We start from the raw sequence: 19,527 nt of genomic DNA on the forward strand, positions 1-19,527 counted from the left end.
TCCCTGTCGGCGAAAGGATGTAATCCCGCCGAGCTTCAGGTTAAACTTCCCAACTCTAGGAGAGGGTGTTTGTTGTGAAATGGCGTGTTAGGGCTATTCATCTTTGCTGACTAAATCGATTTGTCAGTGAAGCGCAAATTCTCGTTACCCATTAGATCAGTAAAATGACATCAGGCATACCAAGGATAAATTTATGCACCCGATAAAAATGGCCGGAATGGCCGCCGTCTTATTGGCTACGGCCGCGCAAGCCGAAACCGTATTCGTCACGCTGGAAAAAGATAACGCAATTGCCGTGCTCGATCCCGTCGAAGGCAAGCTGGTGAAAACCGTGCCGGTCGGCCAGCGGCCACGCGGGATAGCGATAAGTAAGGACGGCAAGACACTGTTTGTTGCCACCAGCGACGACAACCTTATCCGCATGATCGACTCCGAAACGCTGAAGGAAATCGGCAAACTGCCGTCCGGCGAAGACCCTGAAACTTTCGCGTTAAGCCCGGACGGCAAATTCATGTATGTGTCCAACGAAGATGATGCTGAGGTAACGGTGATCGACATCGCGGTAAAAAAAGCTGTCGCTAAGGTCAAGGTAGGTGTGGAGCCGGAAGGCATCACGGTTAGCCCCGACAACAAATGGACGATTAGCGCCTCGGAAACCACCAATATGCTGCATTGGATTGATACCAACACCCGGCAGATTGCGGATAACACGCTGGTCGATCCGCGGCCGCGCGCGGTGACGTTTACCGACGACAGCCAGCAATTGTGGGCTACCTCGGAAATGGCCGGCACGCTGACCATCATCGATGCGGCTTCGAAACAGATCGTGCAGAACATCAAGCTGGACGTGCCAGGCGTCAGCAGCGATCAGATTCAGCCGGTGGGCATAGCGATCGATAAGGAACGCAGATACGGTTATGTGGCGATGGGACCGGCCAATCGCGTCGCGGTGATAAACGCTCAAACCTATAAAGTGGAAAAATTTTTGTTAGTCGGGCAACGGGTCTGGAATCTGGCTTTTTCGCCTGATCAAAAACGTCTGTACACCACCAACGGCGTCAGTAACGATGTGTCGATTATTGATTTAGAAAGCCTTAAGGTGACTAAATCGGTCGCGGTGGGCCGTTATCCTTGGGGTGTGGCGGTTAAACCATGACCGAGATTGCCTTAGCGGTTGAAAACTTGAGCTTTGCTTACGGCGCGAAAAAAGCATTGGATGCCGTGAGTTTCAAGGTGCAGCCCGGCGAATGCACGATTTTGCTTGGGCCTAACGGTGCCGGCAAAAGCACGCTGTTTTCCTTGATCACCCGGCTTTACGATGCCAGGGAAGGGCGCATTGAGCTTTGCCGTTTTGATCTTAAAAAGCAAAGTCTGCAAGCCTTGGCGCGTCTGGGTGTGGTGTTTCAACAGACTACGCTGGACCCGGACTTGTCCGTCACGCAAAATCTGCGCTACCACGCGGCCTTGCACGGCATAGGTCGCAAAGCCGCAGATAAACGCATCCAGGAAGAGCTGGAGCGTTTGGCTATGTTCGAACGGCGCGGAGAAAAGGTCAGGCAATTGAACGGCGGTCACAAACGCCGGGTGGAAATCGCCCGCGCCTTGTTGCACAAACCCAGTTTATTGCTGCTGGATGAGCCGACCGTTGGTTTGGACATGCCCAGCCGGCAGGCTATCGTCAGCCATGTACATGACTTGGTTAGTCAGCAAAATTTAGCGGTGCTGTGGGCCACGCATCTTATCGACGAAATCGCCGCAGATGACAGTTTGATTGTGTTGCACAAGGGCCAGGTCAAAGCCAGCGGCAAACTCTCGGAGATATTGCAGAGCACCGGTTGGGCCGATCCCGGCCAGGTATTCCAAAAACTGACTCAAGGATCGCAAGCATGAGGCTGTTACATTACTGGCGAGCAACGATCGGCATCGTTGGCCGCGAATTGCTGCGTTTTTTACATCAGCGCGAACGCTTCGTTTCCGCCTTGGTGCGGCCCTTGGTATGGCTATTCGTATTCGCCGCCGGCTTCCGCGCCGCGTTGGGTATTGCGATTGCCCCGCCCTACGAAACTTATATTCTCTACGAGGTGTATATCACCCCCGGCCTGCTCGGGATGATATTGCTGTTTAACGGCATGCAAAGCTCGCTGTCGATGGTTTACGACCGGGAAATGGGCAGCATGCGCATGTTGATGGTCTGTCCATTGCCGCGCTGGTTTTTATTGTGTAGCAAACTGATCGCCGGCACTGCGGTGGGCGTGTTGCAATCCTATGCCTTTTTGGGTATCGCTTGGCTATACGACATCCAGGCGCCGTTGATGGGCTATGTCTGGATTCTCCCGGCTCTGGTATTGGCAGGTATGATGCTGGGGGCGTTGGGCTTGTTGCTGTCCTCGTTCATCAAGCAACTCGAGAATTTCGCAGGGGTGATGAACTTCGTGATTTTCCCGCTGTTCTTCATGTCCACAGCCTTGTACCCCTTATGGAAAATCAAGGAGTCCAGCGAAATATTGCATACGCTGGCGCAATACAACCCGTTCTCGCAAGCGGTGGAATTAATCCGTTTTGCGTTGTATGAGCAATTTAATCAACAGGCCTTACTCTTTACCGTCGCGGCGTTTTTGCTGTTTATGGGCGCGGCGATTTTGGGTTATAACCCGAGTAAAGGCATGATGGTTAAAAAAGGTGGTGGTGGAGATTAGTAGCGAATTGTCTCGAATATCTTTTAGGTCACTGGTCAGAGCACTTATTTCCCCTCGCGGCATTAAGTGTTGTTGCTAAAAGCCCGGCAGTATTTTGTTATGATCAGGTGCAGGGATACCGGCTGTTGTCCGCCAAGGACCTAATCACGCTGGAAGATTAGACCCTACGCGAAAAATGATTTTTCAAACGCTAGTCAATTGGAGAAATACGTTATGTCCAAGTTAAGAATTTTTGTTTCCACGTTAGCGTTGGTTTGGCTGCCCAATGCCCAGGCGGCCTATAGCGGTAGTCTGTCTTTCGTTCAACCTACCGGTACTGTCGATGTGACCGACAATATTCCGGTTTGGTTGAAGCTAAGTTTGGACGCCACATCGGATCCTCTGGTTTTTTCCAGTGTTGGTGGCGGTAATCCGCCTTTTGGAATCAATCCGGCCAATTATCCAACCAGCTTTTCCTACTACGACTCGGGCACCAGTCAAAGCGTTTACATAAACAATGGTGTGCTCGTCGCCGTGGATACTATTTTTTTAAGTACCTCTATTGGCTGTACCGGCACATTTCTGGCGGATGGCTGTTCTTCCGCGCCTTACGAGTTCAATTTCGACACCAGTAGTCCAGACAGTATCCTCACCAAACAGAATATCGCGTTAAGCCCAGGCGACAGCCTCGATTATTTGCTCGGCACTTTTACCCCGAACAATGGCGCAGCGCCAGCCGGAAACTACGAGTTTTATGCATCGGGCTTGACCATGTATTTTTACGGTACGGTTAGGGCGCCGAAATTGGATGACAACGGGGCTCCGGTTCTCGATGGCAACGGAGACCCGGTTTTGGTGGACTTTGTTAACGCTGAAGGTAGTTTTGAAATCGCCAGCACAGCGTGTGCAGTCCAAACCGGCCCAACTTGCCCGGATATATTTGCGCGCACAGCCGTCGCAGCCCCAGTACCCGTTCCAGCCGCTTTTTGGTTGTTTGGGTCAGCCATGCTCGGTTTTGTCGGTTACAGCCGTCGCGGTGTCTCCGCGCGGCTTGTCTAAACCTTATTAACACCTGATCTCTCTATCCCAAATACTCTGAGTCGCCAGATCTCGAATGTGTTGGTGGTTTCTTCGGGTTTATAGCCAAGTAGGTCAGGTTGCGCGCTAGCGCTACCTGACATTTCCGGTGCACGACTAGAAATCCGAATCGCTGGCCGATCGCCTTTCCCAGATAGAACACCCAACCAGCGGAGCATTTGTACCTCTGGAGTCTATTCTCTGCTACCATTCCAACCGGTCAAGGCCGGATTGCTTGACTGTAAAAGGATTTCGGTTTTGCAGGGCAGCCTCAATGCATGATCGAGCAAACCACTATCGATGAGGCGCAATTTCAGAGGGACAATAATGGATAAACTTACAGCACTTTCTTTAAGCATCGGTGTATTGGCGGGCGTTGCCACATTTTTGGCGGTGGGACCGGCCAGCGGCGTGTTTTTTATCTGGGCCGCAACCATTGCCTGGGCAGCTTATTTTTTCCTGGGCGCAACCAAGGAAGCCTTAAAAAATACTATCGTCTGCGGCATTTTCGGTGTATTCATGGCTTGGGTCACCGCGATTATCTTGACCGGAATTTCTCCCGATACCGCGCTGGGCTTTCCGGCAATGGCCGCTATTACGGTGACTTTTGCGGTGGTGGTGATGTGTCTGGCCGCCAATTTTCCGCAATTGGCGACGATTCCGGCCAGCGTTTTAGGCTATTCGTCAACGTTCGCTTATTTATTGCAAACACCGGACAAGTTGACGCAAGAAGTCCTGTTGGGCGCATCGCTGAGTAATCCCTTGTTGGTGATTTCGATCTCGATTGTAGTGGGTACCTATTTTGGCCAGCTTTCCGCGCAATTAGCCGCCAAATGGACCAAAGAGTAGCCAGCTTTTTAGCTTGAAACACTAGGTAGTCGCCACCGGTATTCAGCAAAAATAGGCGGAACGTAAGAATTCCGCCTAATCATTAAAAAAAATTGGTCATTTAATCATCGATCCCGCATCGGTCTCTCTGATCTCAAACGACGATTTTGAGAGCCGTTTTTCCTCGGTCTTGTAAAATAAGTTTGGCTTCTCGCGGAGTCCGAACCGCCCACAAATTGCCAATTCATTCTGTTTTAGGTGAAAATGGCGAGTTACGCAAAGATTAGTCTCTTCAAAAATAAACTGTCGGATTGCGCGTAAGCTGCGCTACAGTCTTTGGAAGACGCTATGCACAAAGGCCATTTACGAAAAGTCTGAGCCCTGGGTTTCGCTACCGCTCTACCCAGCCAACGGAGCACACTTGGCCTGATACAGCTACAGGACGCATCGAGAACAACAAAAATCATGTCTACCAATATAAGACACATCCAGTTAATGGATACCACGCTGCGCGACGGCGAGCAAACTCAGGGCGTGGCCTTTACGCCGATGGAAAAAGTCAGCATTGCTAAAGCCTTGCTGCAATTTTTGCGCGTGGATCGCATCGAAGTAGCTTCGGCGCGGGTTTCTGAGGGCGAGAAAGAAGCCGTCAGCCTGATCAATCAATGGGCGCGGCAGGAAGGTTTTGCCGAGCGCGTCGAAGTGCTGGGCTTTGTCGATCATACCCGCAGCGTGGACTGGATCAAATCGACCGGCGGCAAGGTGATTAACTTACTGGCCAAGGGCAGCGAGAAACATTGCCGCGAACAACTCGGCAAAACTCTGGAGCAACATAGCACCGATGTGCTGCAAACCATAGGCTACGCCCACGAACAAGGCCTGAAGATCAATGTTTATCTGGAAGATTGGTCGAACGGCTATAAAGACAGCCGCGATTATGTCTACGGCTTGATGGAGCGTTTACAACACAGCACTATCAGCCATTTCATGCTGCCCGATACCTTGGGCGTGATGTCGCCGGACGAGGTTTACGCCAGCTTTAGCGATATGTGCGAACGCTATCCCACGCTGCAATTTGATTTCCATCCGCACAACGATTACGGCTTGGCGACCGCCAACGTGATGGCGGCGGTGCGAGCGGGTGTCAGCGCGGTGCATTGCACCGTAAACTGCCTGGGCGAACGGGCCGGCAATGCCTCCATCGCCGAAGTCGCCGTGGTGCTGCGCGATAAAATGGCTATGGAGTTATCCGTGGACGAGAGCCATTTGGTCCGCATCAGCGAGATGGTGGAAAACTTCTCCGGCAAACGCGTTGCCGCGAATGCGCCTATCGTCGGCGCCGATGTATTCACCCAAACCGCCGGCATCCATGCCGATGGCGACCAAAAAGGCGGCTTGTATAAAACCAAGCTGGGGCCGGAGCGCTTTTCAAGAATCCGCAGTTATGCCTTAGGCAAGATGAGCGGCAAGGCTTCGTTGAAGAAGAACCTGGAATTGTTAGAGCTCGATCTGTCGGACGAAGACCAAAAGAAAGTGCTGGCGCGCATCGTCAGTATCGGCGATTCCAAACAAACCATCACCACTGACGATCTGCCGTTCATCATCGCCGATGTCTTGGAAAGCAAGAATTATCAGCACATCGAATTAATGGCTTGCTCAATCAACAGCGGTTTGGATCTGCCGTCCACGGTTAGTATCCGCGTCGACGTGAAAGGCGATAAGCACCAAGCCACCGGCGCCGGCAGCGGCGGCTTCGACGCCTTTATCGACGCCATTGGCAAGGTGCTGCAACATTATGATTACACCTTACCAACCCTGGCCGATTACGAAATCCGCATCCCCAAGGGCGGCCATACCAGCGCGCTGACCGAATGCGTGATTACCTGGGATTGCGGCAATGAGTTGCGTAAAACTCGCGGTGTGCATGTCAATCAGGTGTTTGCCGGTATTTTGGCGACCATCAAGTTGATCAACATTCAGCTGCACGAAATGGCCAACATTACTCAAGCGTAGGGTAAGCAATTCGTACCCTACTAGACTCGTTGGACTTAAAGGAAGTTACACTTCCCAAACCTGCACCTCCGGCGCGATACCGGCATCGTTCGCGGCCTTGCAAAAATCGCGGTCGAAGGTTGTGCATCACGGCTTTACCGCCAGATGCAAGACATCGGCGAAATCGGCGCCTTGGGAAACTATTCCAGCGCATGGCAGTATGACCGCTTCAATCAGCGCACCTTAGCCTGGTAATTTTTGAGACATTACGTCATCAGAATTGATATCGATAAAATACTATGCGCACCACTGTAACCATTGACGACACCTTGTATCAAAAAGCCCTGGAAATGGCCGATCCGGACATAGATAAGGCCGAAATCTTCCGGGAAACGATGAAAACCTTCGTGCGGATTCAGGCTGCCAAACGCTTAGCCTCATTGGGCGGGAGCCTGCCGAAGATGGCCGATATTCCTCAAGAACGCGGCCAAACCGACCGGACCGCATGATGTCGGTCGATACCTCGGTTTGAGTTAACTATTTCAATAATCGTAACGAGGATTTGGTTCGGTTACTGCTTACCGATTCGGCGTTGATTCACCCGCTGATCATTGCAGAATTGGCCTGCTGCGGCACACCGCCCGCGCCGAGAACTCAAACCCTGTATAGAGCCTGCGCCAGTTAAGAGTCTGCAATCAAGCCGGTTTGCAGGAAGTGGAAGAGTTTATCGAGCGCGAAGCGCTGTTTAGCTTGGGTTGCGGGCTAATAGATTTGCAGTTACTGGCATCGGTTTTGATCACGCCCGACCCAAAGTTGTGGACGCTGGACAAGCACTTGGCGAGATTGACCGAGAGCTTTGGCGTGGCTTATAAAATATCGCAGAGCATGAATTCACTTAAACGCATTCCGTGCGCATCGTTACCTCACCGTACGCTACGAACTTTCGACCAAGGCGACATGGATAATGCGCTTGTGGGAGGGAAACGCTAGCCGATATGCCGCTTGGCGGCATTCAGTACACTGCTTGTGAAACGGAATTTGGAAATCGTCGCTACCTTGCTTAACAGCTGACGGTTAGGCTTGCAGTGTCCATTGTCCCGCAGTCGCCGGTTACATACTGGTATGGTGATGCAAGAAAAAATCGATGATGGCATCGCTACGCTGTTCCGGCCATTGCGCATGTGGTTTGTCGCCTTCGCAATACACGGTTTTTACGCCATTGGCGCAACCGGAATAGGCCACGCAACCGTTGCCTATCGTATCAGGAATCGGCGCGCATTTGTTACAGGCCGCCCACCAGCCGGCCGTTTGCTGTCCGTAACCTGGAAACAGCCGGTCCTTGCTGCTGTGCATGATCATCACCGGCAAGGGTTCCGGGCATTTGCGGTCTCGTAAGTCCTCATATGTTACGCCGGCGGCACTGGGGGCAATTGCTGTAGGAACGTGCCGGGTGCCGGTCATAAAGGCTAAAGCCATTGCCGAGGTGCCGCCATCGGAATGGCCGGTTACATATACCTGTTTTTCATCGATACACCATTTTTTGGCCATCGCATGGGGGATCGTACCCAGCTCCACGGTGGTGCTTGGCGAAAGCTCGGGATGATCGGCATAAGCAACGATAAAGCCGGAGCGGGTAGCGGGCAAGGTGAATCCTGTCATCTTCTCCGTCTTGGCGCGATTCGCACCCGCAGGTGAAAATACCAGTAATAAAGGATGGGCAATTGATGCATCATAATTCTTCGGGGTACGGACGTTGTAATTTATGCCGTTTTCGGTTTCTTCTCCGTACGTTTCTCCGGTATCGCCACTCATTAGGTCCGGCTGGCAAGCGCGATGCAGCATATCCGGTCGGTAAACGGTTTGCCCCAGTTCCACCGGAACGCCGCTATGATCAAGCCAGAGCATACCGACCAGTGCTATTACCGGCAATCCGAACAAGACTTTTTGCCAACGATTGCTTTCAAGAAGATAGGACTTTAACTGCGCAATATTCATTTTGATGGCTCCCTTGATGGGTTCGACGCTTGGTTTAGGCTTCCGGATTTCGATTGGGCGTAAGCTTTAACGCAGCCCGGAACAAGCCGTAAGCCAGCAAAGACAGGCTGGCTATCGTTATCAGCAGTGGCGTATAGTTTTTACCCGGCACCGACTCCAGCCCGACTGAGAACGGAATATGGGTATCCAGGCGCTTATCCTTATCAACGATAGCAATATGCGCCAAGTAATTGCCGGCGCCATAACGGCCAAAGTCCACCGAGACGTTCGCCGTGCCGGTTTTGACTTTTTGTGGTTCCCGATAAAACACCCGCGTACCATCCGGCTCTTTGGTGATCTCGAATTCGACGCTGACATGGCGCAGGCTTTTGCCCTCGTAATCGAACACTAGCTTGGTGGGTCCGACGCCGGGAATGATGTTGCAGTATTCCCGGTTGCCGGACAATGTCGGGGTATACGCCGTAAAATGTACGCGTTCAAAGCCCACTCGCGCATTGCAGTTATCGACCTCTTCGGCCGCGCCGCGATGAGCGTGGGCATTGCCCAACAGCAGGCACGTCAGCGCCAAGATCAAGGCTAACCTTGCTCCCTGGCTTTTATAACTGTTATGTCCGGTGTTCATCGGTTTCCTCCTTCATAGCGTTTAACTTAAGCTGGTCAACGCAATTAGAAATCGAAGGTTTCCACTTCGGAAATCAGAAACGTCGGCGCGCCGCCGCTGGAAATCTCGACCGCATGTGCCGCCGTTTCCTGGCCGCCGGGCGACCTTAGGCAGACTTGCATGTCGCTCAGGGTAGTGAAGTACACTTCGGCGATACGATGAAACTGAGCAGCGCTTTGATCGGCATTGGATTTAATCAGGGAAGCGACGAAACGGGTTTTGCCGGCCAGTTTTTCCACGGCCATCGGCACGTGTTCGTCGGCATAGCGGCGTTCGAAAGTTTCCAGATCAGTCGGTATGGGGTACATCACAATTAGTTTTGCTACTTTCATAGGTTTCTCGAATGTTTTTGTAAAAAGGAGATGCTATGAGACGCCTAAATAGCTGATTAGTAAAATACCGGTTTTCTATGAAACAATAGGTTATTCCTATTCAATAGCGAGCCAAATATGGAAATGCAACAAATACGCTATTTCCTGGCGGTATGCGATAAGGGCACGTTTACGCGGGCCGCGCAATCGACTTATGTCGCGCAACCGTCGTTGACGCAAGCGATTAAAAAGCTGGAAGACGAACTGGGCGGGGAGTTATTCAGCCGCGAACGCAGCGGCTGTCGCTTGACATCGCTGGGGTGCTTGGTGGAGCCGACCCTGCGGCAGATCTTTCGCGAGGCGCAAACCATCAAGGCCGAGGCTGTCCGCTTCAGCCGCTTGAACACCGTGCCGCTACGCATAGGCGTGATGGCTACTATCGCCGCGCAGCATATGAGCCCGTTCTTCGCCGACTTCCAGCAAGAACGGCCGCATGTGGAATTGGAATTAGTGGTAGATAGCGAGGGTAATCTGTTGCAACAATTGGACGAGGGGCTGCTGGATCTGGTAGTCAGTGCGCCGACCTCGCCGCTACCGGCGCATTTACAGTCCTTAAAACTATACGAGGAGCGTTATGTAGTGGTTTTTAACGACAAGCATCGCTTCAATCAATTATCGGTCATCGATTTGGCGACCATCCAATCCGAGCCTTATCTGGACAGGCTAAACTGCGAATTACGCGAAACCTTGCGGGGCGTTTGCCTGGGCCGGCAGATCAATCTTTATGCGGCGTATCGCAGCAATAGTGAGGAGTGGATATTGGGCATGGTGCGGGCGGGTATCGGTGTGGCATTGATGCCGGAATTCAGCGTGCCGAAGCGGGGCGATAAACTCAACACCCGATATTTATCCGATCCGGAAATTCGGCGCACGATTTTCGCGGTTTACCAGGACTCAGCGGCCACAAATCCGGAAGTAAATCAGTTGCTGGAAAAGTTTAAAGTTGGGTTTTGACGGGGGCGATTAGCTTATCCGCGTCTTGGCTAAACAATTGTGTTAATTTGCGCGCAAACCGCCGCCGCTTAGCCGGGCGAACCCAGATTACTAACAGGACCACGCTTTGCCATGATTGATGTCGATATCTCCGCTGTAAAAAATTATTTTTCATAGTTCCCATGCTGGAGAGTGGGGACAATTAGAAACATTCAGGACCAGACTCACAAAACCTGTCCGGCTTTAGACCTGCTCCTTCGCTGCGGTAAATAAGCCGACTGACCATTCTCCGCTCGCCACCGATTTACTTTTTTACTTGGCCGTTGAGCAAATTTTCTACAACGGCCAAGCTTTTTTCTCGGTCATTGGACAAAATAACTCCAACGTTTTAGCTCAGAGCTCGAACGTTGGAGAAAATTACTCGGTTTCCCGGCGTGTGCGGGTTACTCAAGCCGCCTGAAACGATTTGGCTGCCCGGTAAATCAATTAAAACGTCTATAAATCCCGTTCCGTTCAGGTTTTGCCTAGGTTTGCCGGGCCAGCGGTTTTTCGGGGGAAGCATTGCAACCAATCTGATAAAATCCGCCGTTTATTTGTCGATTAAACATTCCCGATTTATCGCTTTAACCACTCAGCACTCACCATCCCATGAAAAATTACAAAATCGCAATATTGGCCGGCGACGGCATCGGCCCTGAGATTACTGCGGAAGCCGTCAAGGTTCTGAAAGTTATCGAAGAACGTAACGACGTAAGCTTCGAATTGCTGCCGGCTGCTTTCGGCGCCTGTGCGTATTTCGAATCCGGCTCGGCGTTTCCGCATCAAACCAAAGCCATTTGCGACGAGGCCGATGCGATCCTGAAAGGCCCGATCGGCTTGAGTCACGAAGACTCCAAGCGCATTCCTATCGACGAGCAGCCAGAACGCGGCGCTTTGTTGCCTTTACGTCGTCGTTACAACACCTACGCCAATTTTCGTCCGGTGTCGTTGCCAAAATCGCTCGGGCATTTTTCGCCGTTAAAAGCGGAGGTGATCGGTGAAGGTATCGATTTGGTGATCGTGCGCGAATTGGTCGGCGGCCTGTATTTCGGCGAAAAAGAAATGGGCGTCAACGATGCCGGCTTGCGTTACGTCCGCGAAACCCTGGAATACGACGAGTCGCAGATTCGCCAGATCATGCAGCAAGCCTTCAAACTGGCTAGCAAACGCCGTAAGTTGCTGCATAACATTCATAAAAGCAACGTGCTGAAATCCAGCGTGTTGTGGAATGAGGTGATGGAAGAAGTGGCGAAAGACTATCCGGACGTACAAGTCGTGAATATGCTGGTCGACGCCGCCGCTACCGCGCTTTGCCTGAAACCCACCCAGTTCGACGTAATGGTGATGGAAAACATGTTCGGCGATATTTTGAGCGACCAAGGCGGCGGTATCTTGGGCTCACTGGGCTTGATGCCTTCGGCTTGCATCGGTCCGGACAAGGCCTATTACGAGCCATCGCACGGTTCGGCACCTGACATCGCCGGCAAAAACATCGCCAACCCGTATTCGATGATCGGTTCGGTAGCGATGATGCTGGAAAACAGCTTCGATATGGAAGCGGAAGCGAAAAACGTCTGGGCGGCAATGCAGGGCGTGTTTGCCGACGGCTATTCCACCGCCGATTTGTCCAAACCCGGCAGCGGCGTGACGATGATCAGCACTGTAGAATTCGGCGACAAAGTAGTCGAAAAGCTGCGGCAAATGCCTAAGGCCTAAGCGGGCTTTTGGTCGATGCGATAACGGGCATGGTTTTTATTTAGCCGATGCCGTGCCCGTTAATGTTCTTGTCCGAATAGGTTTTTAGCGTTCGTGACCGACAGAATTATTCGCGAACCCGAATCAAATCGTGGCAACTTTTGCAAGACGCGCCGACTTTGCCGAATTGGGCTTTAACTTCCGCTACATCGCCATTGGCCGCTACTTTTTGCAACTCGTTGGCTTCCTTGATGAAAGCCGCTTCGATCTCTTTCACTTCATCCTGCTTTTCGAAGAATTCAGGTTTCAGACGCGTGGCTTTCCAGCCGGTACCTTTATCGGTGCCAGGGCCGTAAAGGCTGAGCAGACCGGAATTGGCGACCGCGGCAACGGCGTTAGCGGCAGCGATCACCTGATCTTTGTTAAAGGTTTCCGGATGGTCGGCAGCTTGTGCTTTGATTTTCGCAGTATTCCAGCCCAAGAACGAGTAGGCGGATTGGCGGAAGCGAATCTGGTCTTCCACATCGCCGGCCACGGCCGCCGTTGTGACAGCGCCCAGCGCCAGTGCGATTACCATTTTCAATTTCATGGGGTTAACTCCTTGTGGTGTGGTAGAAAAACTAAGGTTTAGGATTTAGGATTGGCCGAAGCGGACTGGAAGCTAGCTAACGGTGCCAGATATTCGACAAAGCCGCCGCTCCAAACACCCCAGACCACCGTTGCCGCGATCAACAAGGTGATCACGAAACGGAACGGTCCGACCGGTTTGATCGGCGAGGGCGCCAAGGACTTAGGCAATTGCTTTTTGCCGGTCAGCATCGCGCCGACCAGATTGGTTCTTTTCAGGCGTTGGTACAGGACAACAGCCGTGACATGCACTGCCACCAAACCCAGCAGGATATTCACTGCAAAGATATGCCAGCCGCTGAGTTTGTCGCTAAGCTCTTTGTCGATGACATGAAATAACGGACCTTCAAAAGCGATATCGTCATTGGCGAACAGACCAGTGACAGTCAAGAAGCTTAGAGCCGCCAGCAGGGCGATAATCGCTATCGCACCTGCCGGATTGTGGCCGACGCCTTGCCATTCGCCTTTGACGTAGTCCACCAGTCTGGAAAAGGTCGGAAAAAAACTGGCGAAACGGGCGTGGGTGGTGCCGATGAAGCCCCAGATCAATCTAAAGACCAGCAAGCCCAGAATCAAACTGCCGAAGCGGGCATGCCAATCCGTCAGATTGCCGCCCAGTTTGCCGGTGGCATAGGCGCCGACCACCGCGAGCACCAGCAGCCAGTGAAACAGCCGTAATGGCCAATCCCAAATATGCACTTCCACTTTCATTGAAATCCTCCCGATGGGTTAACTGTCGCGCAGGTAAGCGTTGAAGAAACTGATGGTTCTATCCCAGGCCAGCTTGGCGGTGGCGGCGTCGTAGCGTGGGGTGGTGTCGTTGTTAAAGCCGTGTTGCACGCCCGGATAGGTATGGGCTTCGTAATTGACGCCGGCCTTTTGCAAGGCCGCTTCATAGGCCGGCCAGCCGGCATTGATGCGGTCGTCGATGCCGGCGTAATGGATCAGTAACGGTGCTTTGATTTTGGCGGCCTGATCGGCGGCTGGTTGCGCGCCGTAGAACGGTACGCCAGCCGCCAGATCCGGCAGACGGGTGGCTAGGAAGTTGACGATGCCGCCGCCGTAGCAAAAGCCCACCGCGCCCAATTTGCCGTTACTATTCGGCAATTTTTTAATGGCTTGCGCCGCTGCCAAAAAGTCGGCCTGGGTTTTCTCTTTATCCAGCTTTTGGAACAATTCGCGGGCCTTGTCCTCATCGCCCGGATAACCGCCCAGCGTAAACAGCGCGTCCGGTGCGAAGGCAATGAAATTATCCAGCGCCAAGCGGCGGGCGACGTCCTGCATATGCGGATTCAACCCTCGGTTTTCATGGATAACCAGCACTACCGGTAGTTTGCCGGCGGCTTTGGCCGGTTGCACCAGGTAACCGCGAATCTTGCCGTTACCGTGCGGGGAAGGGTATTCCACATACGTGGCTTTAATGCGTGGATCGTCATCGGCGACTTGCTTTGCTTCGGCGAAACGCGGGTTAAGCGCTTCCAACAGCGCTTCGGCGGTCAGGCCGAGCAGGGCATATTTAGGTACCGACGATAAAAAGTCCCGCCGGGAAATATCGCCGTGCACGTATTTGTCAAAAGCTTGTAAAGCTTCCGGGTGAAAGTCTTGAGCGGTCTTGCGCGCCATCCTACAGTTCTCCTAAAGGTTTGTACCTAAACGCGAATAAACCCTGGACGCAGCGGCTGCATCCTTGGTCTTGGCGTGGTTCGGGGTGTGCTTTTGCCGCAACGCAATTGACGCCGCGATTAACGAGCCGGGTAAACTTGCTACCCGGTCAGTTCATGATTTAGTGTTTTATTGCGGAACCGTCAGAACCGACAACTTGGTCACGCCGGCTCGTTCGATGGATGACATTACCTTGGCGACGATGCCATATTGCACCGCGTCATCCGCGTTCAGGTTTAAAGCAAACTCCGGATTGGCTGCCAGGCGATTTCTCAATTCGCCTTCGATGATTTCCAACGGAAATTCTTGTTTATCGATGTAGATTTTGCCCTGGGCATCCACACTCAAGTAAGACGCCGCTTTGTCGTCCGGTGGCGCGGTTTCCGCGGTTTTCGGCAGGTTGACGTGTACCGCCTGAGTCAGCAAGGGGGCGGTGACGATAAACACCACCAGCAGTACCAACATCACATCCACTAGGGGCGTAACGTTGATTTCACCCATGACGTCATCGCCGCCGTCGTCTTTAGTATTGAATGCCATTATGCGTGCGCCTCTTTCGCGATTAATTCTTCATGAGTGTCTTTGATATTGGACTTTTTGCCGCCGCTGACATCGGTCAAACGTGCGGAAGCTGCCGCCGCTGCCGGTTTACTGCCAGCGCGTTCGATGATGAACGAGCTTTTCAGCGCCAGGTGCACAAAGTCGATGGCAAAGTCGTCCAGGAAGGCCCACACCACTTTATTGCGGCGGATGAAAAAGTTGTAACCCACTACCGCCGGTACTGCGACCGCGATACCTACCGCGGTGGCGATCAATGCTTCACCGATAGGGCCGGCGACCACTTCCAAGCTGGCCGAACCGGTTTTGCTGATATTGGTCAGCGCACCCATGATGCCCCACACGGTACCGAACAAGCCCACGAACGGAGAGATACTGCCGATGGTCGCCAGCACCGCCAGACCGCTTTCCAGCGAGCCGCGTTCTTTTTGCATTTGCTGACGCAAACGTCTGTCCAACAATTCCTGTCTGTCCCAGGTGTGTTCCAGATCGTGAGTCGACGCACCGCCGTCGGTTTCGATCAGCGTGGAGAAACCGATGCCGGCGACTCTAGCTGCCGGACCATCCTGATTCTCCAGGTGAGCAGCGGCCTGGATATTAGGCGCGCTCCAAAACTCCTTGTTGTAACGACGGTTGTGATAGGAAATGCGGATGTGTTGCACGCCTTTGATCAGGATTAAGCCCCAGGTCACGACCGAGGCGGCAATTAAGGTGTTCAGGGTGCCATCGACGATGACGTTGGTTGCTATATCAGACATTTTTGATCCTCAAAATTAATTACAATTTAAAAGTGAATGGAACCGTGGTGTAGCGGGCGATCGGCGTATCGCCGCGCTTGGCCGGCACGAAAGACCACTTGAGAACGGCTTTGACGGCAGCATCGTCCAGGACTTTCTGACCGCTGGATTTGCTGACGGTAACGCTATCGGTGGTGCCATCGGGCAGCACGTGTACTTTCATCACTACCTTGCCTTCCCAGCCGCGTTCTTGCGCAACTTCGGGATATTCGGGCAATGGGTTGTGCAGGTAGGCTGCGTCGGCTACCGGCTCGGTGATTTTTTCTTCAACCACCGGAGCGGGAGGTGCTGGCGGAGCCGGTGGGGCGTTGTCTACCACCGGCCCTTCGACAGGCGCCGGCGCCGGTGCTTCCTCCACTACTTTTGGCACCGGTTGGATTTTCGGTGGCTTTAGCGGTACGACCTTGGGTTTGGGCGGTTGCGGTTTAACTTGCGGAGGTGGTGGCGGCACCGGTTTTGGTTGCGGTCTAGTCAGGGTGATTTGGACTTTGGTCTCGGGTTTGATCGGCTCGACAATTTCCTGTTCAAACGCCGCGCCGCTAAAGTGATTGACTACTGTGTTGTGGATAAAGATCGTCAGCACGCCGATTAATAGAAAATCTACCCATTTATGATCGCGGGTTTCAGTGACGTACTTAAAATCACCCAACGCAACCGCCACGCGCGAATGCGTTAAGCCTTCGCTTAACTGAGCGATAGACGGTTTTAACGAAACAACGTCCGCCGCATCCCAATCCGCGGGAGCGCCCGCCGGTGCAAATTTATTAAAAGTCGCTAAAGGACTGCTCATGCCGATGTTCCTCATTTCTTAAATATAAATGCCATATTCCCTGTTGCTCCGCGCTAAGTTGGCGGCTGTTTGATTCTCTAAATAGGCTTTGATTAGTGCTGTTGATTTCTAATACAGCATGAGCCGTGCCAGATTTCTGATAGGCTTGGCATTGTTAGGCATGGAGCGCTAGGTAAAGCGCTAAGGACTTTATTTTTAAATGGTTTTTCGGAAGATAACCAGGCAAGGTGCGCGAGGACGACGATGAATTTCAGCAGTTAATTAACCGCGCATTGCTTGCTGAGCACCAGTTTCCGGATGCTTTTGTTTCCTGGGTGTTTACAGGGCAACAGTCGGAACTTAGGCGGTTTAAGGATAATAGGTATACGGCGACCTAGGCATTTGTCGCTGTTGGTATAGGTATAGTTGACCGCAGTATAAATAAGCTCATAATCGCCATGGTTTCAAAACTATACCGAGCAGCCATGAGCAAGATTTATAACTACGACGATCCGATAGCTATTACCGACGATATTTATTGGATAGGTTTTTGCGACGAATCCGCACACATGCATTGCAACCCCTATTTGTTGATCGACGGCGACGAAGCGGTGTTGTTCGATCCGGGCTCGGTGCCGGAGTTTCCGATCATCATGCGCAAAATTATCGATTTGATTAATCCGGAAAAGATTTCGCTAATCGTGGTGGCGCATCAGGACCCGGACGTGTGCGCCAATTTGCCCATCGTTGAGGATTTAATTGGCCGCGCCGATTTGCAGGTTGCGGGCCACACCAACACGATGCGACTGATTCAACATCTGGGTTTCACGTCAAAGCTCTACGTTGTGGATGAACACGAATACCGCTACACCCTGAAAAGCGGAAGAGTGCTGAGTTTTCATCCGACTCTCTATCTGCATGCGCCTGGCGCGATTACCACCTACGACGCCAAAACCAAAAGTCTGTTCAGCAGCGATTTGTTCGGGGCATTGGACGACGAGTGGAGTTTGTTTGCTAGCGCCAAGTTTCCCCAGGATATGGATTCGTTTCATCAGGCTTATATGCCTAACAATCAAATATTGCGTTTTGGCTTGAAAAATATCGAACATCTGGATATTGCCAGAATTCTGCCGCAACACGGCTCGGTGATTGAAGGCGGAAAAGTGCAAGAGGCCTTCGCGCACTTGAAGGGGCTGCGTTGCGGAATCGATTTACTGGGAGGATGAGCGGCATGAAACAGGACAATCCCGTCATCAAGACCGGCAATACCAAGGAGTTTCAACGGCATTTACTCGAAAAATCCTTGGCGATGCGAGCCCAGGCCTATCAGGCGCATACCAAGGCCAAACTGTTGACACAGGCGGTGATGCAAATCGAAAACAGCAAAAAAAACCTGCAAACGCTTAACGACACCTTGGTCTATGAAATTGGCGTACGTAAGCAGGCCGAGGAAAAAATACTGCACATGGCCAGTCATGACAACTTGACCGGGCTGCCGAATCGTCCGCTGTTCAAAGATCGCTTGGAAACCGCGCAACGTTTGGCCGTGCGTAACCGGGGCAAATTGGCGGTGCTGTTTATCGATTTGGATGGGTTTAAAGCAGTCAACGACAATTTGGGCCATAAAGCCGGCGACATAGTCTTGCAGGAAGTGGCAAAACGTTTGCGCGAGTCGGTTCGCGACTCGGACACCGCCGCCAGAATGGGCGGCGACGAATTCATCATTTTGCTGAACGGTATCGAATGTAACGGCGACGCCGGGGTGGTTGCCGAGAAAATACTGGCAGCGCTAAAAAAACCGATCTTGCTGGAAGGCCAAATCGCCAAGGTGGGGGCCAGCATCGGCATTGCAATTTTCCCTGATCATAGTCACGACAGCGAAAAACTGATCAGCTATGCCGATTGCGCGATGTATGAAATCAAAAAATCGGGAAAGAACGCCTATGCGTTTCATACCTCGGGTTTTTAAGCGGGTTTGTTAATGCGGTCCCTGGTGATGCATATTCCACCTAAAATCCGCCGCCCATTCCGCTTGAAAACCGCCAAATGTTCCGATTCAAACCCCTGCTATTGATGCCGATACGATTATGCCGGTGTTGAATGACGGCTTTTGGAAGTGATGAGTTGACGCAATCGACCGATTATGTTGAAAAAGTCGGTTTTCGACGAATTTAGGCCAATTTTTCCTACACTCGTATTTTCAACCTATTGTTTTTAATAGGTAATAATTTTTATAAAAAGAGCTATTTTCACAAAAGAGCCCTTTTTCAACACAATCGACCCTCACCCGTCATTCATATTTCTCCAAGGCGGCCACAAGTCCAAACATCGTTTTTCGGGTTTCGCTCCTACGAAGCAGCCTTTCGTGGTTTCGGGCAGTCGTCCTATTTGAGCCATTGAGTAGGCGCCGACCAATGGCATCAAACCGGCTGTATTCCAACAATGATTTGGCTTGTCTCAAAGTCCAGATGTAGATGTAGGGTACGCTCACGAACCCATAGAAGGTCAACATGGTACTGATCGGGCTGTCGCGACTTGCTTCCTACGGTTTGGCGTGCGGGTATTTTATCGCATCTTGCGTATGGCAGCTTTTACGACAGCCTAAGGATTTATACGCGAAGCACGCGGTAATCGCTACGACCCAGGTGCTATCATGGGCCCCTTCGATAAACATCAAAACCTTTCCAATGATTGCAATTCTTGAAGCCAGACGCGCGGGCTTATTGTCCAGAGCGCATTGGCTGAATAACCTGTTGGCCGGTGTGATTGTCGGCGTAGTGGCGCTGCCTCTGGCCATGGCCTTTGCGATAGCCTCCGGTGCCAAACCCGAGCAGGGACTATACACGGC

General features: G+C 52.2%; 22 protein-coding genes. 13 read left to right on the forward strand and 9 right to left on the reverse strand.

Annotated elements, in window-relative coordinates:
* Positions 1 to 193: 193 nt before the first annotated feature.
* From A1332_RS17735 to A1332_RS25715, 8 genes are all read left to right on the forward strand, one after another.
* Complete coding sequence (locus tag A1332_RS17735; RefSeq protein WP_064009768.1) at positions 194 to 1,156, forward strand: PQQ-dependent catabolism-associated beta-propeller protein; 963 nt, start codon at positions 194 to 196, stop codon at positions 1,154 to 1,156.
* Complete coding sequence (locus A1332_RS17740; RefSeq protein ID WP_064009769.1) at positions 1,153 to 1,890, forward strand: ABC transporter ATP-binding protein; 738 nt, start codon at positions 1,153 to 1,155, stop codon at positions 1,888 to 1,890. The genes A1332_RS17735 and A1332_RS17740 overlap by 4 nt, the downstream gene beginning before the upstream one ends.
* Positions 1,887 to 2,696, forward strand: coding sequence for an ABC transporter permease (locus tag A1332_RS17745; protein ID WP_064009770.1), 810 nt, complete (start codon positions 1,887 to 1,889; stop codon positions 2,694 to 2,696). The genes A1332_RS17740 and A1332_RS17745 overlap by 4 nt, the downstream gene beginning before the upstream one ends.
* A gap of 213 nt (positions 2,697 to 2,909) precedes the next feature.
* Positions 2,910 to 3,734 carry a hypothetical protein gene (locus A1332_RS17750; protein WP_064009771.1) on the forward strand — a complete coding sequence of 275 codons (825 nt, stop codon included), beginning with the start codon at positions 2,910 to 2,912 and terminating at the stop codon, positions 3,732 to 3,734.
* Positions 3,735 to 4,079: 345 nt separating this feature from the next.
* The gene (locus A1332_RS17755; protein WP_064009772.1) at positions 4,080 to 4,601 is read left to right on the forward strand and encodes a DUF1097 domain-containing protein; all 522 of its coding nucleotides are present in this window, start codon (positions 4,080 to 4,082) and stop codon (positions 4,599 to 4,601) included.
* A 444-nt stretch (positions 4,602 to 5,045) separates the two neighbouring features.
* The gene (locus tag A1332_RS17760; protein WP_064009773.1) at positions 5,046 to 6,593 is read left to right on the forward strand and encodes an alpha-isopropylmalate synthase regulatory domain-containing protein; all 1,548 of its coding nucleotides are present in this window, start codon (positions 5,046 to 5,048) and stop codon (positions 6,591 to 6,593) included.
* A gap of 278 nt (positions 6,594 to 6,871) precedes the next feature.
* Complete coding sequence (locus tag A1332_RS17765) at positions 6,872 to 7,081, forward strand: type II toxin-antitoxin system VapB family antitoxin (RefSeq protein WP_064009774.1); 210 nt, start codon at positions 6,872 to 6,874, stop codon at positions 7,079 to 7,081.
* Positions 7,082 to 7,286: 205 nt separating this feature from the next.
* On the forward strand, positions 7,287 to 7,562 hold the full coding sequence (locus A1332_RS25715; RefSeq protein ID WP_197491500.1) for a hypothetical protein: 276 nt from the start codon (positions 7,287 to 7,289) through the stop codon (positions 7,560 to 7,562).
* A 120-nt stretch (positions 7,563 to 7,682) separates the two neighbouring features.
* Here A1332_RS25715 and A1332_RS17775 read toward each other — a convergent pair whose 3' ends face one another.
* From A1332_RS17775 to A1332_RS17785, 3 genes are read right to left on the reverse strand one after another with little or no spacing between them, the layout of a single operon-like run.
* Positions 7,683 to 8,567, reverse strand: coding sequence for an alpha/beta hydrolase family esterase (locus A1332_RS17775; RefSeq protein WP_064009776.1), 885 nt, complete (start codon positions 8,565 to 8,567; stop codon positions 7,683 to 7,685).
* A 34-nt stretch (positions 8,568 to 8,601) separates the two neighbouring features.
* Complete coding sequence (locus tag A1332_RS17780; RefSeq protein ID WP_064009777.1) at positions 8,602 to 9,189, reverse strand: hypothetical protein; 588 nt, start codon at positions 9,187 to 9,189, stop codon at positions 8,602 to 8,604.
* Positions 9,190 to 9,233: 44 nt separating this feature from the next.
* A complete protein-coding gene (locus A1332_RS17785; RefSeq protein ID WP_064009778.1) occupies positions 9,234 to 9,560 on the reverse strand; it encodes an EthD family reductase in 327 nt (108 codons plus the stop codon).
* A 117-nt stretch (positions 9,561 to 9,677) separates the two neighbouring features.
* On the opposite strand from A1332_RS17785, the gene A1332_RS17790 reads away from it, so the two are divergent.
* Positions 9,678 to 10,553, forward strand: coding sequence for a LysR family transcriptional regulator (locus tag A1332_RS17790; RefSeq protein ID WP_064009779.1), 876 nt, complete (start codon positions 9,678 to 9,680; stop codon positions 10,551 to 10,553).
* 627 nt (positions 10,554 to 11,180) lie between these two features.
* A complete protein-coding gene (gene leuB, locus A1332_RS17795; protein ID WP_064009780.1) occupies positions 11,181 to 12,287 on the forward strand; it encodes a 3-isopropylmalate dehydrogenase in 1,107 nt (368 codons plus the stop codon).
* A 106-nt stretch (positions 12,288 to 12,393) separates the two neighbouring features.
* Here leuB and A1332_RS17800 read toward each other — a convergent pair whose 3' ends face one another.
* From A1332_RS17800 to A1332_RS17825, 6 genes are all read right to left on the reverse strand, one after another.
* The gene (locus A1332_RS17800) at positions 12,394 to 12,855 is read right to left on the reverse strand and encodes a c-type cytochrome (protein WP_064009781.1); all 462 of its coding nucleotides are present in this window, start codon (positions 12,853 to 12,855) and stop codon (positions 12,394 to 12,396) included.
* A gap of 38 nt (positions 12,856 to 12,893) precedes the next feature.
* Complete coding sequence (locus tag A1332_RS17805) at positions 12,894 to 13,604, reverse strand: cytochrome b/b6 domain-containing protein (protein WP_064009782.1); 711 nt, start codon at positions 13,602 to 13,604, stop codon at positions 12,894 to 12,896.
* Positions 13,605 to 13,622: 18 nt separating this feature from the next.
* The gene (locus A1332_RS17810; protein ID WP_064009783.1) at positions 13,623 to 14,516 is read right to left on the reverse strand and encodes a dienelactone hydrolase family protein; all 894 of its coding nucleotides are present in this window, start codon (positions 14,514 to 14,516) and stop codon (positions 13,623 to 13,625) included.
* A 168-nt stretch (positions 14,517 to 14,684) separates the two neighbouring features.
* Positions 14,685 to 15,095 (reverse strand): ExbD/TolR family protein, encoded by a 411-nt coding sequence (locus tag A1332_RS17815; protein ID WP_026600602.1) that lies wholly within the window; start codon positions 15,093 to 15,095, stop codon positions 14,685 to 14,687.
* On the reverse strand, positions 15,095 to 15,871 hold the full coding sequence (locus A1332_RS17820; RefSeq protein WP_064009784.1) for a MotA/TolQ/ExbB proton channel family protein: 777 nt from the start codon (positions 15,869 to 15,871) through the stop codon (positions 15,095 to 15,097). The genes A1332_RS17815 and A1332_RS17820 overlap by 1 nt, the downstream gene beginning before the upstream one ends.
* A gap of 19 nt (positions 15,872 to 15,890) precedes the next feature.
* Positions 15,891 to 16,700 (reverse strand): energy transducer TonB, encoded by an 810-nt coding sequence (locus A1332_RS17825; protein ID WP_064009785.1) that lies wholly within the window; start codon positions 16,698 to 16,700, stop codon positions 15,891 to 15,893.
* Between the two features lie 464 nt (positions 16,701 to 17,164).
* On the opposite strand from A1332_RS17825, the gene A1332_RS17830 reads away from it, so the two are divergent.
* From A1332_RS17830 to A1332_RS26550, 3 genes are all read left to right on the forward strand, one after another.
* Positions 17,165 to 17,905 carry an MBL fold metallo-hydrolase gene (locus A1332_RS17830; protein WP_064009786.1) on the forward strand — a complete coding sequence of 247 codons (741 nt, stop codon included), beginning with the start codon at positions 17,165 to 17,167 and terminating at the stop codon, positions 17,903 to 17,905.
* Positions 17,906 to 17,910: 5 nt separating this feature from the next.
* Positions 17,911 to 18,648 carry a GGDEF domain-containing protein gene (locus A1332_RS17835; protein ID WP_197491501.1) on the forward strand — a complete coding sequence of 246 codons (738 nt, stop codon included), beginning with the start codon at positions 17,911 to 17,913 and terminating at the stop codon, positions 18,646 to 18,648.
* Between the two features lie 718 nt (positions 18,649 to 19,366).
* On the forward strand, positions 19,367 to 19,527 hold a 161-nt coding region (locus tag A1332_RS26550; RefSeq protein ID WP_197491502.1), incomplete at its 3' end, for a SulP family inorganic anion transporter.

It is taken from the genome of Methylomonas methanica (assembly GCF_001644035.1).
In the GTDB taxonomy this organism is placed as follows: Bacteria; Pseudomonadota; Gammaproteobacteria; order Methylococcales; family Methylomonadaceae; genus Methylomonas; species Methylomonas methanica_A.

Excerpts from the sequence above, each read along its gene's own strand:
- A1332_RS17735 (WP_064009768.1), top strand. The coding sequence starts at position 194 with ATGCACCCGATAAAAATGGCCGGAATGGCCGCCGTCTTATTGGCTACG.
- A1332_RS17740 (WP_064009769.1), top strand. The coding sequence starts at position 1,153 with ATGACCGAGATTGCCTTAGCGGTTGAAAACTTGAGCTTTGCTTACGGC.
- A1332_RS17745 (WP_064009770.1), top strand. The coding sequence starts at position 1,887 with ATGAGGCTGTTACATTACTGGCGAGCAACGATCGGCATCGTTGGCCGC.
- A1332_RS17750 (WP_064009771.1), top strand. The coding sequence starts at position 2,910 with ATGTCCAAGTTAAGAATTTTTGTTTCCACGTTAGCGTTGGTTTGGCTG.
- A1332_RS17755 (WP_064009772.1), top strand. The coding sequence starts at position 4,080 with ATGGATAAACTTACAGCACTTTCTTTAAGCATCGGTGTATTGGCGGGC.
- A1332_RS17760 (WP_064009773.1), top strand. The coding sequence starts at position 5,046 with ATGTCTACCAATATAAGACACATCCAGTTAATGGATACCACGCTGCGC.
- A1332_RS17765 (WP_064009774.1), top strand. The coding sequence starts at position 6,872 with ATGCGCACCACTGTAACCATTGACGACACCTTGTATCAAAAAGCCCTG.
- A1332_RS17775 (WP_064009776.1), bottom strand. The coding sequence starts at position 8,567 with ATGAATATTGCGCAGTTAAAGTCCTATCTTCTTGAAAGCAATCGTTGG.
- A1332_RS17780 (WP_064009777.1), bottom strand. The coding sequence starts at position 9,189 with ATGAACACCGGACATAACAGTTATAAAAGCCAGGGAGCAAGGTTAGCC.
- A1332_RS17785 (WP_064009778.1), bottom strand. The coding sequence starts at position 9,560 with ATGAAAGTAGCAAAACTAATTGTGATGTACCCCATACCGACTGATCTG.
- A1332_RS17790 (WP_064009779.1), top strand. The coding sequence starts at position 9,678 with ATGGAAATGCAACAAATACGCTATTTCCTGGCGGTATGCGATAAGGGC.
- leuB (WP_064009780.1), top strand. The coding sequence starts at position 11,181 with ATGAAAAATTACAAAATCGCAATATTGGCCGGCGACGGCATCGGCCCT.
- A1332_RS17800 (WP_064009781.1), bottom strand. The coding sequence starts at position 12,855 with ATGAAATTGAAAATGGTAATCGCACTGGCGCTGGGCGCTGTCACAACG.
- A1332_RS17805 (WP_064009782.1), bottom strand. The coding sequence starts at position 13,604 with ATGAAAGTGGAAGTGCATATTTGGGATTGGCCATTACGGCTGTTTCAC.
- A1332_RS17810 (WP_064009783.1), bottom strand. The coding sequence starts at position 14,516 with ATGGCGCGCAAGACCGCTCAAGACTTTCACCCGGAAGCTTTACAAGCT.
- A1332_RS17815 (WP_026600602.1), bottom strand. The coding sequence starts at position 15,095 with ATGGCATTCAATACTAAAGACGACGGCGGCGATGACGTCATGGGTGAA.
- A1332_RS17820 (WP_064009784.1), bottom strand. The coding sequence starts at position 15,871 with ATGTCTGATATAGCAACCAACGTCATCGTCGATGGCACCCTGAACACC.
- A1332_RS17825 (WP_064009785.1), bottom strand. The coding sequence starts at position 16,700 with ATGAGCAGTCCTTTAGCGACTTTTAATAAATTTGCACCGGCGGGCGCT.
- A1332_RS17830 (WP_064009786.1), top strand. The coding sequence starts at position 17,165 with ATGAGCAAGATTTATAACTACGACGATCCGATAGCTATTACCGACGAT.
- A1332_RS17835 (WP_197491501.1), top strand. The coding sequence starts at position 17,911 with ATGAAACAGGACAATCCCGTCATCAAGACCGGCAATACCAAGGAGTTT.